The organism is Roseomonas sp. CAU 1739 (genome assembly GCF_039839775.1).
Classification (GTDB): Bacteria; Pseudomonadota; Alphaproteobacteria; order Acetobacterales; family Acetobacteraceae; genus Neoroseomonas.
Genome location: NZ_JBDOQQ010000015.1, coordinates 99,181 through 112,696, shown reverse-complemented (window position 1 = coordinate 112,696; position 13,516 = coordinate 99,181). Strand labels below are relative to the sequence as shown.

14 protein-coding genes are annotated in these 13,516 nt (G+C 67.2%); 4 read left to right on the top strand and 10 right to left on the bottom strand.

The annotated features are described in order from the left end of the window. Positions 1–2 precede the first annotated feature (2 nt). The 9 genes from AAFN86_RS21910 to AAFN86_RS21870 form a co-directional block, all read right to left on the bottom strand. Positions 3–764: a type II secretion system F family protein gene (locus AAFN86_RS21910; protein WP_347545686.1), complete on the bottom strand. Its 762-nt coding sequence runs from the start codon at positions 762–764 to the stop codon at positions 3–5. 200 nt (positions 765–964) lie between these two features. Then, positions 965–2,332 carry a CpaF family protein gene (locus AAFN86_RS21905; protein WP_347545685.1) on the bottom strand — a complete coding sequence of 456 codons (1,368 nt, stop codon included), beginning with the start codon at positions 2,330–2,332 and terminating at the stop codon, positions 965–967. 2 nt (positions 2,333–2,334) lie between these two features. Beyond that, entirely contained in the window at positions 2,335–3,567 is a 1,233-nt protein-coding gene (locus AAFN86_RS21900; RefSeq protein ID WP_347545684.1) for a hypothetical protein, read from the bottom strand. Continuing rightward, entirely contained in the window at positions 3,557–3,910 is a 354-nt protein-coding gene (locus AAFN86_RS21895) for a hypothetical protein (RefSeq protein WP_347545683.1), read from the bottom strand. The genes AAFN86_RS21900 and AAFN86_RS21895 overlap by 11 nt, the downstream gene beginning before the upstream one ends. A 5-nt stretch (positions 3,911–3,915) precedes the next feature. Further along, positions 3,916–6,141: a pilus assembly protein N-terminal domain-containing protein gene (locus AAFN86_RS21890; protein WP_347545682.1), complete on the bottom strand. Its 2,226-nt coding sequence runs from the start codon at positions 6,139–6,141 to the stop codon at positions 3,916–3,918. Then, a complete protein-coding gene (gene cpaB, locus AAFN86_RS21885) occupies positions 6,138–7,007 on the bottom strand; it encodes a Flp pilus assembly protein CpaB (RefSeq protein ID WP_347545681.1) in 870 nt (289 codons plus the stop codon). The genes AAFN86_RS21890 and cpaB overlap by 4 nt, the downstream gene beginning before the upstream one ends. 4 nt (positions 7,008–7,011) lie before the next feature. Then, a complete protein-coding gene (locus tag AAFN86_RS21880) occupies positions 7,012–7,521 on the bottom strand; it encodes a prepilin peptidase (protein WP_347545680.1) in 510 nt (169 codons plus the stop codon). A 49-nt stretch (positions 7,522–7,570) separates the two neighbouring features. Then, positions 7,571–7,717 (bottom strand): hypothetical protein, encoded by a 147-nt coding sequence (locus AAFN86_RS21875; protein WP_347545679.1) that lies wholly within the window; start codon positions 7,715–7,717, stop codon positions 7,571–7,573. Between the two features lie 270 nt (positions 7,718–7,987). Continuing rightward, positions 7,988–8,191 carry a Flp family type IVb pilin gene (locus AAFN86_RS21870; protein WP_347545678.1) on the bottom strand — a complete coding sequence of 68 codons (204 nt, stop codon included), beginning with the start codon at positions 8,189–8,191 and terminating at the stop codon, positions 7,988–7,990. 492 nt (positions 8,192–8,683) lie between these two features. On the opposite strand from AAFN86_RS21870, the gene AAFN86_RS21865 reads away from it, so the two are divergent. The 4 genes from AAFN86_RS21865 (at position 8,684) to AAFN86_RS21850 (ending at position 12,102) form a co-directional block, all read left to right on the top strand. Further along, complete coding sequence (locus AAFN86_RS21865) at positions 8,684–10,201, top strand: TadE/TadG family type IV pilus assembly protein (RefSeq protein WP_347545677.1); 1,518 nt, start codon at positions 8,684–8,686, stop codon at positions 10,199–10,201. Further along, entirely contained in the window at positions 10,201–10,641 is a 441-nt protein-coding gene (locus AAFN86_RS21860; protein WP_347545676.1) for a TadE/TadG family type IV pilus assembly protein, read from the top strand. The genes AAFN86_RS21865 and AAFN86_RS21860 overlap by 1 nt, the downstream gene beginning before the upstream one ends. Continuing rightward, positions 10,619–11,062 carry a TadE/TadG family type IV pilus assembly protein gene (locus AAFN86_RS21855; RefSeq protein ID WP_347545675.1) on the top strand — a complete coding sequence of 148 codons (444 nt, stop codon included), beginning with the start codon at positions 10,619–10,621 and terminating at the stop codon, positions 11,060–11,062. Before AAFN86_RS21860 ends, AAFN86_RS21855 begins: the two co-directional genes overlap by 23 nt. A 77-nt stretch (positions 11,063–11,139) precedes the next feature. After that, the gene (locus tag AAFN86_RS21850) at positions 11,140–12,102 is read left to right on the top strand and encodes an isocitrate lyase/PEP mutase family protein (RefSeq protein WP_347545674.1); all 963 of its coding nucleotides are present in this window, start codon (positions 11,140–11,142) and stop codon (positions 12,100–12,102) included. Between the two features lie 382 nt (positions 12,103–12,484). On the opposite strand, the gene AAFN86_RS21845 is transcribed toward AAFN86_RS21850, so the two are convergent. Continuing rightward, positions 12,485–13,447 carry a tripartite tricarboxylate transporter substrate binding protein gene (locus tag AAFN86_RS21845; protein WP_347545673.1) on the bottom strand — a complete coding sequence of 321 codons (963 nt, stop codon included), beginning with the start codon at positions 13,445–13,447 and terminating at the stop codon, positions 12,485–12,487. Between the last annotated feature and the right edge of the window lie 69 nt (positions 13,448–13,516).

The window sequence follows — 13,516 nt, the reverse complement described above, 5'->3', positions numbered from 1 at the left end:
GCTCAGTCCGATCCTGCCCGCTTGATCATCCAGCGGATGACCAGGTAGCCGAAGACAGAGAACCCAAGGCCGATCAGCGCCAGCTTTTGCCCGGTCGGGTTGTTGAAGAAGTTATCGATGTAGAAGGGCTGGATCTGCGACATCGCCAAGGCCGCGATATAGGGCAGAACCATCAGGATGCCTGCCTGCATGCGCGCCTCGGCGGCCAATGCCTTGGCGCGCTTGGCGAGCGCGACACGCTTGCGCACGATGTCGGCTAGGTTCTCGAGCGTCTCGGCAAGGTTGCCGCCGGTTTGCGACTGCAGCCCGAACACCACCGCGAGGAAGGAGAATTCCGGTAATTCCGTCCGCTTATGCAGGCGCATCAGGGCCTGATCGATCGGTCGTCCGATCGCGACGTCACCGAGCATGCGCGCGAATTCGTCTCGTAGCGGGTCGGACAGCTCGGCCGCCACGCTGCGCATTGCCTCGCCTACCGGCAGGCCGGCGCGCACGGCGCGCACCATCATGCCGATCGCATCGGGGATCTGCACGAAGATCGATTCGACATAGCGGTTGTGCTGCCAGGCAAACAGGCCGCGAAGAATGAGAATGCAGATCCCCATGGCCAGAGGGATCGCGAACTCGATCCGTATCAGGAAGCGAGAGTAATAGCCGAAGATGACGGCAAGCAGCACGCCAATCAACAGCGTCGCCCACCATGGGATCACCTGCTCCTGCGGCGTTTCAGGATTGAAGCGAAGGAAGCGCAGGAAGCGTTCCAACAGCGGCCGGCGTTCCGAGGTGTGCAGCCGGATGCTCGGCATGCCAGGCGTCACAGTGCCGCTCAGATCGACGGCGCCGGCACTGGTCACCCTCTCGCGCAGGCGGCGCGCCTGCCCGGACTTCGCGAGTGTCACAAGCCCGGTCAGCAGAGCGACGGTTAGCAGCGCGCCAACAGCCAGGAGATAGGAACGATCCATACTCAGTTCTCCTGGAGCGCGCGCATCCAGGCATCGAGCATCCCGAAGTAGTTCAACCGGTCGACGAAGGCCGGCCGCATGCCCGGCGACACCCAGGACCCGCGCAGTCGCCCGTCGGCGTTCTCGCCTTCGTACTGAAAGGTGAAGATGTCATTCATCGTGATGACATCACCTTCCAGGCCACAGATCTCGGCAACCTGGGAGACGCGACGGCCGCCGTCGCGCATGCGTTCGATCTGCACGATCAGGTCGACCGCGGCGGCGATCTGGGTGCGGATGGCGCGCGAGGGCAGGGTCGACTGCCCCATCATCACCATGTTCTCGACACGGGTCATGGCGTCGCGGGCGGTATTGGCGTGGACGGTACAGAAGGATCCGTCATGGCCGGTGTTCATCGCCTGAAGCATGTCGAAGGCTTCGGCGCCGCGCACCTCGCCCACGATGATGCGGTCGGGGCGCATGCGCAGGGCGTTGCGAACCAGGTCGCGTGCGTTGATCTCGCCGCGTCCTTCAAGGTTGGCGTGCCGCGTTTCAAGCCGCACGACGTGCGGCTGCTGCAGCTGCAGTTCCGCCGCGTCCTCGATGGTGACGATCCGCTCGCCATGGTCGATCAGCCGCGACATGGCGTTCAGCATGGTGGTCTTGCCGGAACCCGTGCCGCCGGAGATCACCACGTTCAGCCGGCAGCGCGCGGCGATCTCGAGGACCCGCTGCACCGGGGCGGACATCGACCCGTTGGCGGCGAGCGAACCAAGATCGTAGCGCTTCTTGGCGAATTTGCGGATCGAGATGCAGGGACCGTCCAGCGCCAGCGGCGGGAACACGATATTGACGCGAGACCCGTCCAGCAGGCGCGCGTCGCACAGCGGGCTCGATTCATCGACGCGGCGGCCAACGGTGGCTGCGATCTTCTGGGCGATGGCCGAAACCTGTGCCGCTGACCGGAAACGCACATTGGTGCGCATCAGCTTGCCGCGCACTTCGACGAACACATTGTCCGGGCCGTTCACCATGATGTCGTTGATGGTGTCGTCGGCCAGCAGCGGTTCAAGCGGGCCATAGCCCACCATGTCGCGCGCTATCTCCTCGGCGATGCGCGATTGGTCGCGCGCCGAGATCTCCATGCGTTCGCGGCTGGCCAATTCATGGACCAGCGCGTCAAGTTGCTGGCGCAGCGCGAGCGGCGGCAATTCACCGGCGACGACCGGGTCGATGCGCTCCATCACCAGCAGGCGCAGCCGGGCGAGCTCTGCGCTCTCCGACAAGGCGATGTCGGAGGCGGAGATGTTGACCGCGCGGATCTCGTTGTCGCTCGAGATCGGCACCGGCAGGTGGTTGGCGCCTTCGCTGCGCCGTCCGAATGTTCGCATGCTCAACCTCCGCGTCTGAATAGTCGCGCGAAGAAGGATGGCCCCCGCTCTTCCGAACGCACCGCTGCAATCTCCAGCGACAGGACCCCCATGGCTCGGCGCAGCACGGGGCTGTCGCGCAGCGCCGGGCGGCCAAGATTGGCCGCTCGCGGCAATTGGCGCGGCAGGTCCGGTATGACGACGTCGGGCGGTGCACCGATGCCCTCGGCGATCAGCTTGATCGGCAGGTAGCCCTTACGCCCAGCGCCGTTCAGCACGGTGATGACGCGCCCTGCCGAACCGGTCATCGACACCAGCTTCTTGACCGAGACGGTGTCGCGGATGCTGGCGACGTCGGGGCCGAGCACGAGCACGACATGCCGCGCACGCTGCAACACCAGCCGCTCCACCGGACCCGGAGGCAACGGCAGGTCAATCACCACATGGTTGAACCGCTGGCGCAGCATCTCAATGACGCGACGGGCGCCTTCCTCGGTCGCCTGGACATCGGTCTCCATCGGTTCCTCGGCGGCGATCAGGCGGACCCGCTCGCCGAGCGGCACCGCGACGCGGTCGAGGAACAGGCTGTCGACGCGCTCAGGTTCCTCAAGCGCCACGCGCAGGCCCGAAGTGACCCGCGCACCGAGCATCATCGCCGCGGTGCCGCCGCGCAGATGCAGGTCGAGCAGGGCCACATGCCCGCGCGTCGCATCTTCAAGTTGCAGCGCGAGATTCACCGCGATGGTCGTGGACCCCACGCCGCCATGCACGCCACAGACCACCGTCACCTGGCCGCCGCGATCCTGCCCGCCTTCGCCGCCTCCCTGGATATGCGGTGCGAAAAGACGGGTGACGTTGTCGCGAGTCAGCGGCTTATGGAGGTATTCATGCACGCCGACATTGCGCGTGATGTCGCGGTAGAAGCCGATCTCGGTCCGTTCGCCAACCACCAGCACCCGCACATCCGGCGTGCAGACCGAGGCGAGGTCGTCGAGCGCGCCGAAGGGATCCTCGATGCCGCTGATGTCCACGATCAGGACACGCGGCGTCGTCTCCTTCTCGAGCGCCTTGACGGCTGTGCGGACCGTGCCGCGCCGCAGTTGGGCGCCCAGCACGTCGCCGATGCCACCGCGGATCGCCGCCTCACTCGCCTCATCGGCGACGAACGCCATGAGAGATGGGCGATCGGCGGAGATGACCGCGCCGCCGCGCTGCGCGTCGGGGACCTCGCGCGCGATGGCCCGATCACCTCCCACTGCTGCCTCCCCCCGAGGCACCGCCCGAGGTCACGCCCGTTGCGCCGGCGCTGCCGGCCTGGCCGACGGAGCTGAGGCCACGCGGCAAGGGCGGACGCGTACCGCGATCCAACGCGGAGACCGCGTCAGCGCCGGCACTGCCGCGGTCCGTTGCCGCACCTACGCCGCGCGTCAGGTGCGACGGGTCCGCCACCATGGCACGCAGGTTGCGGTCGTTGACGCCTTCCGCCTGCCAAGTACCCGCCCGCTCGAAATCGGTCGGCGGCAGATAGGTATCGGGCGCGCAGGCGGCGGTGCCGAGCGTCAGCACCAGGGCGGAGAGAGACGCATATCGCCGTGCCATGCCACTCACTCCACGATGAAGCCGGACGCCGCGGGCGGCCGGATCTGGCGATAGGGGGCACCCGACCCTGTCTGACGCCGCAGCAGGACGCGCTCGAGGTCAGTCGCCGGGCGGAAGGTGTCGAGCGGCGTGGCCAGCGTCGAAGGATCCGAGGTCGGCCGCACCAGATACGGGGTGATGATGATCACCAGCTCCGTCTCGTTGCGGCGGAAACGGTCGGACCGGAACAGCGCGCCCAGCACCGGGATGTCGCCCAGGCCGGCCACACCACTGTTGTTGATCGACGCATTGCGGCTCAGAAGTCCGGCGATGGCGAAGCTCTGGCCGCTGCCGAGTTCGATGGTCGTCTCGGCCCGGCGCACCGTCAGGCCTGGGATGCTGACGACGCCGCCGGCCACCGGGAAGGTGATCGACCCCGTCTCGGACAATTCGCTGACCTCAGGACGCACTCGCATGTTCATCCGTTCCGGCGAAAGGACCGTCGGGATGAAGGAAAGGCTGACGCCGTAAGGCTTGTATTCGACCGACAAGGTCGAGCTGTTGTTCGATGCCGCAGCAGGCACTGGGAACTCGCCGCCGGCCAGGAATGAGGCCACCTCGCCCGACTGCGCGGTCAGGTTGGGTTCCGCAAGCACGGTGATCAGCCGATCCTGAGCGAGCGCGTCGATCAGGCCGTTGATGTCGAAATTGCCGCCGGTGTAGCGCACCCCGAAGGTGCCGCCCGTGCCCGTTGTGGAACTGCCTTGCAAGGCACCGAGGACGCCGCCCAGCGCCGTACCCACGACGCCGGTTCCCGTGCGCAGCCCCAACGCCCAGGTGCCGTCATTGAAGGCGCCCAACCAGTTGAAGCCCAGTTCCCGGGTCACCTCGCGTGAGATCTCGGCGACGCGCACCCGCAGATTGACCTGGATGCCGGAAAGCATGGTGAGATCGTTGATGATCTCCCTCGCCTCGCCGGCCATCGACTTGGCGATCGCCTCGGCACGCTGGGCATCGGCCGCGGTCGGCACCATGCCGGACAGCTGGATGGCCCCCGTGCGGCCGGCCATCGTGACCCGCACGTTCTGCCCACCGCGCACCATGCGGCGGATCATGCTCTGCACCTGGCTCGCCGTGACGACCGGCAAGGCGGCAGCGGCGGTCGGCGCGATCTGCGGCGCACCTGCCCCGCTCGCCTGCACGGTGATGTCAAATTCGGCGACCAGCGAGCCATCCTCACGCGTCGCGATCAGGTTGGTGCGCCCGGCATTCACGCCCATCACGAACAGCGACGTGGGCGAGGCGGGCTGCACCCGCGCGATGCGCGGGTCGGCCACCAGCACGGTCAATGCCGGGCTCGGCAGTTCAACCAGCCGGCCCGCACCCTGTTCGAGCACCAGCGGACGGGTGAGCGTTGCACCCGGCGCCGGCGCAACGACCTGGGGCACGCCGGGGATCTGCGGCGGCAGGGTCTGCGCCTGCACCTGCGGCACCAGAGAGAAGCCCGGCGGCGGAGCCTGCATCGGCACATTGAAGGGCGCACTGCCGCGCGGCCCACTCGGGGGCAGCGCCTGGGTCAACTGGATGGTTGCCGGGGCTGGTGCGGCGGGTAGCAGCACATTGGGGGTCAGCGGAGCGGCCACGGACGCAGCCTCGGGGCCGGGCGTGGCGCTGGCGAGCACGGCGCCGCGCGCCACTGGCCGTTCCGGCGCGGCCATGCGCATCGCCCCGGCCAGGTCCGCCATCACCGCCGCGGTCGTGGGCGCGGGCGTCGCCGCGACTTCGGCCGCGTGGCGCGGCACGGAAGCCGAGGCTGCCAAGATGACCGGAGCGTCGGGGTCGAGAATGTCCACCACCAGCTTTGGGCCGTGATGGAAATGTCGGAACCGCGCCCCATCGCGGGCAAGGATGCGCACGCCGTCGACATCCGCCACCAGGCCGGTGACGTTGCGCGGCGCCGGCACCGTGCCGATCTGCGGGCGTCCCGGCGCGGCGAACCTGATCGCAAGCCCGTCGCCATCGGCGACAGCCTCATAATCGGTGCGCACCGGCCAGTCGAAGACCACGCGGCCATAGCCCGGGTGGCTGCCGACGCGCACGCCGATGCGCGGGCCTTCGGCCGCGGCGGTCGGCAAGTCCTGCGCCAGGCCCTGTGGCACCAGGGTCAGCAATGGCAACGCGCTGATCGCGGCAAGCAGGGCGTAGCGCCCTGCCCGCCAGGGCGTGCGGCTGGCCCTCTGCGCTTCATTCATCGGAACGTGACCTCCTGCTGCGAGCCGCCCTGGATGATGCGCATGCGCGGTGCCGCCGGGGCCGGTGCCTGGGGACCAGACAGGGCGGAGGAGACGTCCGAGCCGAACACCAGCGACGGGCGCGGGCCGGACGCCTCGGGAACGCCCTCGATCGAGCGCACCACCAACGAGATTCGGCCCAACTGCATCGCAACGGCCAGCCGCTCAGCCTGCTCGGGGTTCACCTCGAGCGTCACGGTGCGGGCCACCACGCGGCTGGCGGCAGCATCCGATGCGGTGTGACTGATCTGCTGATCCACTGCGATTACCCGTACTGCCGACAGGATGGTCTCGCCGACAATCCGGCGTCCAGGCGATTCGGACCCCTGCTGCTGCTGCAGCGTCTGGGTGAGGATCAGATCGACCTCGTCACCTGGCCAGATCAGCCCCGAGGCACCGGTCACCACATCGACGCCAATCGAGATCGCGCGGGTCCCGGGACGCAGCACGGCGGCCAGGAAGCCGCGGTCGCGCGGGCGCAGCACATCGGTGCGGATGATCGGGGTATTCGGGTCGACGAAGCGACGCAGCAGCGCGCCGCGCAGTTCCGCCAGGGATTCCGCCCCGCCGACGAAGGCACCTTCCGGCACCGCATCACCGCCAACTTCGACCTCGCGCATGTCGTCATCCTTCAGCAGCGTGCCGATGGACAACGGACGCGCCGCGACCAGCATGCGGATGCGCGGCGCTGGCGCGACGGTGGGCGGCGCCTCCACCCGCGCGACCTGCTGCTGTTGGGCTGGCGGCTGGAGCAGCTGGAGGGCGAGGATCCCGAGGCCGGTGGCGCTCAGGACCAGGGACAGGACGACGAGAAGCCGGAGGAACATCGGGTCAGATCCCCGTCAGGGTGTAGAGGACGATGAGGCCGCCGACGGCGATGGCGACGGCGTAGGGCAGCGGTCCGCGACGGCGCACGCGCCAGGCCTCGACGACCAGGACGCGGCGAAGAAGCGTTCCGCCGGCAATGAGGCGTGTCTCGGGAACGATGTGACGACCGATAATATAGGCGATGCCAAGGGCGCCACCGCTAAACACCGTGGCCACGATAAATGACCACGTCTCATGCGGCGCAAGACCGACGGCCATGGCACTCATGAGTTTCACGTCGCCGCCGCCCAGCCAGCCGCGCACCGCAAGCGGAAGCAGTATGGCGAAGAGGAGACAGCCTATGGCCAACGATAGCCCCGCCTCGGTCCAACCGACCAGCAGGCGGCTCGCCAGGCCGGCCAGCGCGATGGCAATCGAGACACCATCCGGAATGAGCCTGGTCGCGATGTCACGCGCCGCGGCGAAAATCAGAAACGGCGCCGCGACGACCTGAAACAGAAGCACCCCGGTCATGCGCCCACCGATCCTTTATTCAGCACCCCATTCCTTGGCAGTCCGAAATCTAGCGCGCCGAGACGATCGACGCCTGGCCGTTCGTGATACCGTTTGCCGCGTAAATCATTGGGTTGGCCAAGTCGAAAGCCCGGAGCGCCGTACCCACAACGATGACGATGCCAACAGCAAGAATGGCGTATTCAGCCGCGGTCACGCCACGTTGATCCCGGCACCGCCCCCCCAGAACTTCCAGGATCTGCCTGAAACCCGCCATCGACTTGCTCCGATGCAGTTAGGGTGGACCTCAACGCTCCACCACGCTCGAATGCAGGCGGATCCTTGAGTATCAGCGCCGGCATTGATCTTACAAGACCGGCACGAAATTTACGCCGGGACAACCACCGCCCCCCCTTGCCGGCCGCCCAGCCCCCTGACCATGCGATGGCCAGCGACCGGACGACCGAGGGGATCGGAACGACCAGTATCAGCGCGTGGTGATCGAGGTCTGCTGCGAGGTGATCTGGGTGCCGATGTTCGTGAAAGCGTCCTGCAGCGGCTGCTTGAACGCCAGAACGGCGCCGCCGACGATGATGACCACACCCACCGCGAGGATGGCGTATTCGGCGGCCGTCACGCCCTTGCGGTCGGAAGCGGCGCCACGGATGGAAGCCAGGAACTTGCGAATCATGTCGATCCCCTTTGACATATCTCAAAAACGAGCCGTTGCCTGCACCATCCACATCACACCCGCTCGCCTGGGTTGCACCGATGGGGACGCGAAGCGGATCGTCACCGGAGTGAGTCAGCCGCGACAAAACAACCAAAGCACGTTAGTTAACGGACGGTCAACGCTAAAAAAAAAGACTGGCGAGTGATTTTTCGTGAAAACGGAACCGATTGAGCGGTACGACACCCCTGAATCGGGTCCACTTGCTCAGATTCGCCTCTCCGAAGAAACCCAGGCAGCCATCCTACCGCCATGGGTTGAAATCTGGCCGCATCATTCGCGGGCACCTGCGATGAAGGGTCGCTCCAAAAACAGGACAGGTTTCGTGCGCGGGGATAAATTACCAAGTTCTTATTGCCCACACTCACTTGTGAGTTATATTCTGATCGCGCATCCCGTCATCTATCTGCGCTCGACGGACACGATGACGCGAACGGGAGACATCAAGCTCCAATGACCCAATCCTTCCTCGGGTCCCCTGATCGGCCACGCACGGCGGGCAGCGTCGTCAGGTCGCGCCGCGGCGGGATCGCTGTCGCCTTTGCCGTTGGTGCCACGGCGTTCCTCGGAATGGCGGCTCTCGCAACGGAGGGCGGCGTGTGGTTCGCTGCGCGCCGCAATGCGCAGACCGCGGCGGACCTCGCAGCCTATGCCGGTGTCGCGCAACTCGCCTGGAAGGGTTCCGATACCGCGGGACAGACCGCTGCCATATCAGTCGGCGCCAGCGTCGCCGCGACCAACAGCTTCGCAACCGAGGTCGACCCGCAAACCGGCGCCGCCGGTCGCACCACGGTAACGGTCACGCCTGGCCTCTGGGCCGCCGGCGCATTCACCGCGAGCACCTCGAACCCGAACGCCGTCCAGGTGACAATCGCCCAGACCCAGCGCCTCGGCCTTGCCGCGCTGATTTCCTCGACCGCGCCGGTCGTTCGCGTCCGCGCGATCGCGGCCATCCGCGACAGTTCGGACGCCTGCATCCTGTCACTGGTCGGGCAGACGACCATCACCGGCAACAACACCATCAACGCGCCCAACTGCTCGGTGAATTCGAACCGGGCCGGCACGTCGATCGACTGCGGGAATTCGGCGCAGATCAACGTCCTTGCCTTCCGCGCCGTCGGCACGGTCGCATCGCCCTGCGTTGGTCTGGCACCGATCACCGAACGGCAGATCCCTGCTGCAGACCCCTACGTGCACCTCCAGGGCGTCACGCTGCCGACCTTCCAGAACAACCAGTGCCAGAATATGCGTACCAACGGGTCCAACCCGAGGATCACCGTGTCCGGCGGCATCACCACCTACAGCCCGCTGCCCTACAACATGAACTCGACCGGCCTGTATACCACCGCGACGGCGGTCTGCGACGACATCCGCATCAGCACCAGCACCGATCGCATGGTGCTGGTCCCGGGAACCTACTTCTTCTACGGTGCAAGCCTGATGGTGACGGGCGGCACCGTCAGCTGCCCGACCTGCACCGGTGGTGCCGGCGTGACCCTGGTTTTCACCGGGACCGGCAATGGCAACAATTCCATCGGCAACATCAAGGTCACGGGTGGCAGCGTGACGCTCGACTCGCCGACCATCGGCCCCTGGTACAACCAGACCTATTCGCGGCTCGACCCTGCCACCGGGAACCAGGAGACGACCTCGATCTACGACGGCATCGTGATCTACCGAGACGTGCGTGCCAGTCCCAACAATTCCAAGCAGCTCGACAACATGAACACGCCGAACACAGCGCAGATCCCGGGCAATTCGGACTCGGTGAATATCAATGGTGGGATCTACCTGCCATCCTCGCAGATCTTCATCGCCGGAAATGCCGCGGTCAGCACCAACCAGTCCGACTGCCAGTCGATGGTTGCCGCGACCATCCAGTTCACCGGCAATTCGGGCCTGTCGCTCGATGGTTGCGCCGCGCGGGGTACCAGCGTGGTGCATAATCGCGTGCTGAGGCTGGTGCAGTGATGCGCCGGGGTCTTCTTCGCGGCCTGCGCGACCGCCGCGGCGTTGCCGCGCTCGAATTCGTGCTCATTCTGCCTGTGCTGACCCTGATCATGATCACCACGGCAGATCTCGGCAACGCCCTGCAGCAAAGCATCCGGCTGGAGACAGCCGCCCGGGCGGGCGCGCAATACGCGTTCTCCTACCCGAGCGACACAACGGGGATTACCGATCAGGTGCGCAACTCGCTGACCGGCTGGCCGGTCGGAACAGGAATCACGATCCCCACGCCGACGCTGCGCTGCGTGTGCCCTGGAAATGCCAGCGTAACCTGCGCAAATGAGGATGTGTGCACTGTCACCACCCAGCAGTTCATCACCGTCTCGGTAACGCGGTCGCATACGCCATTGTTGCTCACCCCCTTCACGACGCTGCAGGGCCGTGCCGAAGTCCGCCTCCGCTAAGCGCCGGCCGCTCGGTCGGCGCGGCATCTCGGCGGTCGAGTTTGCGATCGTCGCCGGGCTGTTTTTCCTGGCGATGCTCGCGGTCATGGACATGGCCCGCTACTACGTCACGATGCATTCGATGCGTAACGTGGTCGCCCAGGCAGGCCGCGCGCTCATGATCAATCCGGCGCTGGGTTCGACCACGCGAACCTGCAACGATGCAAGCCTCGTTGCCTCGGCTGGCGGGCTCGGCTTCGTGTCCAGCACGGGGAACCTCTGCGTGACCCGGTCCCAGGCGACGACCTCCGCGGGGGTTGCCATCACCGGCATGACCGAGGTGTTTCTTGAACTCGACGCCCCCTTCACCTTCATCATACCGGTCTTCGGTCTGACAACCGTAACCATCGTCGAGCGCCAACGGTTCCGTTTCGCCACCTGACGCCCCACCTGTTGCGGCAGCCGGCGGAACGCGCAAGATGCTGGGTCTTTCCCATAGTCGGTAGAAGGATCGCATCAATGCGCCTCGGCCAGGGCAGCACCGCCCGCCCCACAACGCGCCTGCGCGCGTTGATCGAAGCGCACCGCCCCCTGGTGGTGCCCGGCTGCTTCAACGCCATGTCGGCCCGTATCCTGGAAGATGCCGGCTTCCCTGCCCTGTACATGTCGGGCTACGGCACCTCGCTGAACCTGCTCGGCCTGCCGGATGCGGGGCTGGTGACGCTGACCGAGATGGCGCTGAACGCGAAGCTGATCGCCTCCGCCGTGCGGGTGCCGCTGATCGCCGACGCCGATACCGGATTCGGCAATGCCATCAACGTGGTCCGCACGGTCGAGGAATACATCCGCGGCGGCGTCGCCGGGCTGCATCTGGAAGACCAGGTCGCGCCCAAGCGTTGCGGCCATGTCGCCGGGCGGGAGGTGATCGCGCGCGATGAAGCGGTGCTGAAGATCCGAGCCGCGGCGCGCACGCGCGATGCGCTCGACCCCGACTTCGTCATCATTGCCCGCACCGATGCGCGCGGCGCACATGGTGGCTCGCTCGATGAGGCGGTCAGCCGCGCCAATGCCTTCCTCGATGCCGGCGCCGACCTCGCCTTCGTCGAGGGTCCGAAGGATGTCGAGGAGGTCGCGCATATCGGGCGCGAGGTGAAGGGCCCGGTCTTCTACAACATGACCGGCATCTCCCCGCGCCTGTCGGCTGAACAGATGGCCGCGCTCGGCATTCGTGTCTGCATCCTGCCAGGCGCTGCGATGCGCGCCACCATCATGGCGATCCATGATTTCGCCGTTGCCCTGAAGCAGGACGGCCCGATGGCCGAGGCTGCCTACGACGCCCGCTTCAAGCAGCACCCTATGGGCAACCTGCACGGCTTCGCCGGCTTCGACCGTATCCGCGAGATGGAGGCCGACTTCCTGCCGGAGGAAGCCGCGCAAAAATACCAAGGCGGCCTGGGATATGCGCCAAAGGCAGCGGAATAGAACGCCGCCTTATTCTTCTTCTTTGCCCCGGCCGCCCCGCGCCGCTCATCCGCCCGGCCTGACGCCGCGCCATGGTCTGCGGCGCCGCGGGCGGGGTGTGGCCTGGGCGCGGTCCCGTCGCGCGCTCCGGCCCCGGTTCAGCCGCCGCGGGCCGGCTTCCCGTCGGGCGGCTCGACGCGCGGGGTCGCCAAGCGGGCCCCTGATGCCAACTGCACCAGGCGTTGACCGATGCCAAAGCCGCGAATGCGGCGCGGCGGGAGCCTAGCGGCACGACGTCACCGGCGCGCCCGCGGCACGACGCCCGCCAAGCCTGGCGCTCTCAGCCAGCGTCCGAGGGCGTGGATCGACACAGTACAACAGCCGCGAACAGCGCCCGTTGACATCACCCTACCCGCAGCCCTGTCGCCGCCACGATCCGCCGCGCCGTCTCCCTGTCCCGCCGGATCACCGCGGCGAAGGCGATGGGGTCGGATTCCACCGGATCGGCGCCGGCCGCCTCCATGCGCCGGCGAACCTCGGCATCCGACAGGGCCGAGCGCAGCACCTGGGCGAAGCGCGTCGTCGCGACCTCCGGCGTGCCGGCCGGTGCGAAAACGCCGGTCCAGGACGACATGTCGTAGCCCGGGAAGGTCTCGGCTATCACCGGGATCTGTGGGAGCGACGCCTGGCGATGCCCCGCGGTGCTGGCGATCAGCGTCGCGCCGCGCTCCACCGCCGGGCGCAGGCTCGAATACGAGATGATGCCGGCATCGATGCGCCCGCCGGCCAGTTCCCGCGCCACATCGGCACCGCCACGGAAGGGAACGTGCTCCAGCCGGATGCCGGCCGCCATCTGCAGCGCCTCGCCCATGAAATGGCCGATATGGGCGACACCTGGCGTGCCGTAGGTGACCTCCCCGGGACGGCGCTTCGCCTCGGCGACGAAGCCCGCCAAGTCGGTTGCCGGAAACCCCGCGCGGATGCCGATGATGTAGGGCTGCGTCGTCACCTGCACGACCGGGATGAAGGCCGCGCCATAGTCGAAGGGCAGGTCCTGCCGGACTTCGGGCAGGGTGGCGAAGGTCGCGCCCTCGAACAGCAGGGTATAGCCGTCGGCGGGCGAGGCATGCACCGCCGCGGCGCCGATGGCGCCTGAGGCCCCGGTGCGATTGTCGATGAGGAAGGACTGGCCGAGATTCTCGGCCACGCGCGGCTGCATGATGCGCGCGATGGTGTCGGCCACGCCGCCCGCGCTGTAGGGCACGATGAACCGCACCGGGCGGTCGGGCCAGGACGCCTGCGCGCGGGCCAGGCCCGGCATGGCGAGCAGCCCCGCAACGACGCTGCGGCGACGGATCCGCGTCATGGCACGCCCCTTCCCTTCCCGCAGGCGCTTGACCGCGCCCGTCCTGCGCGGCGTGATGCCTGCCGCTGC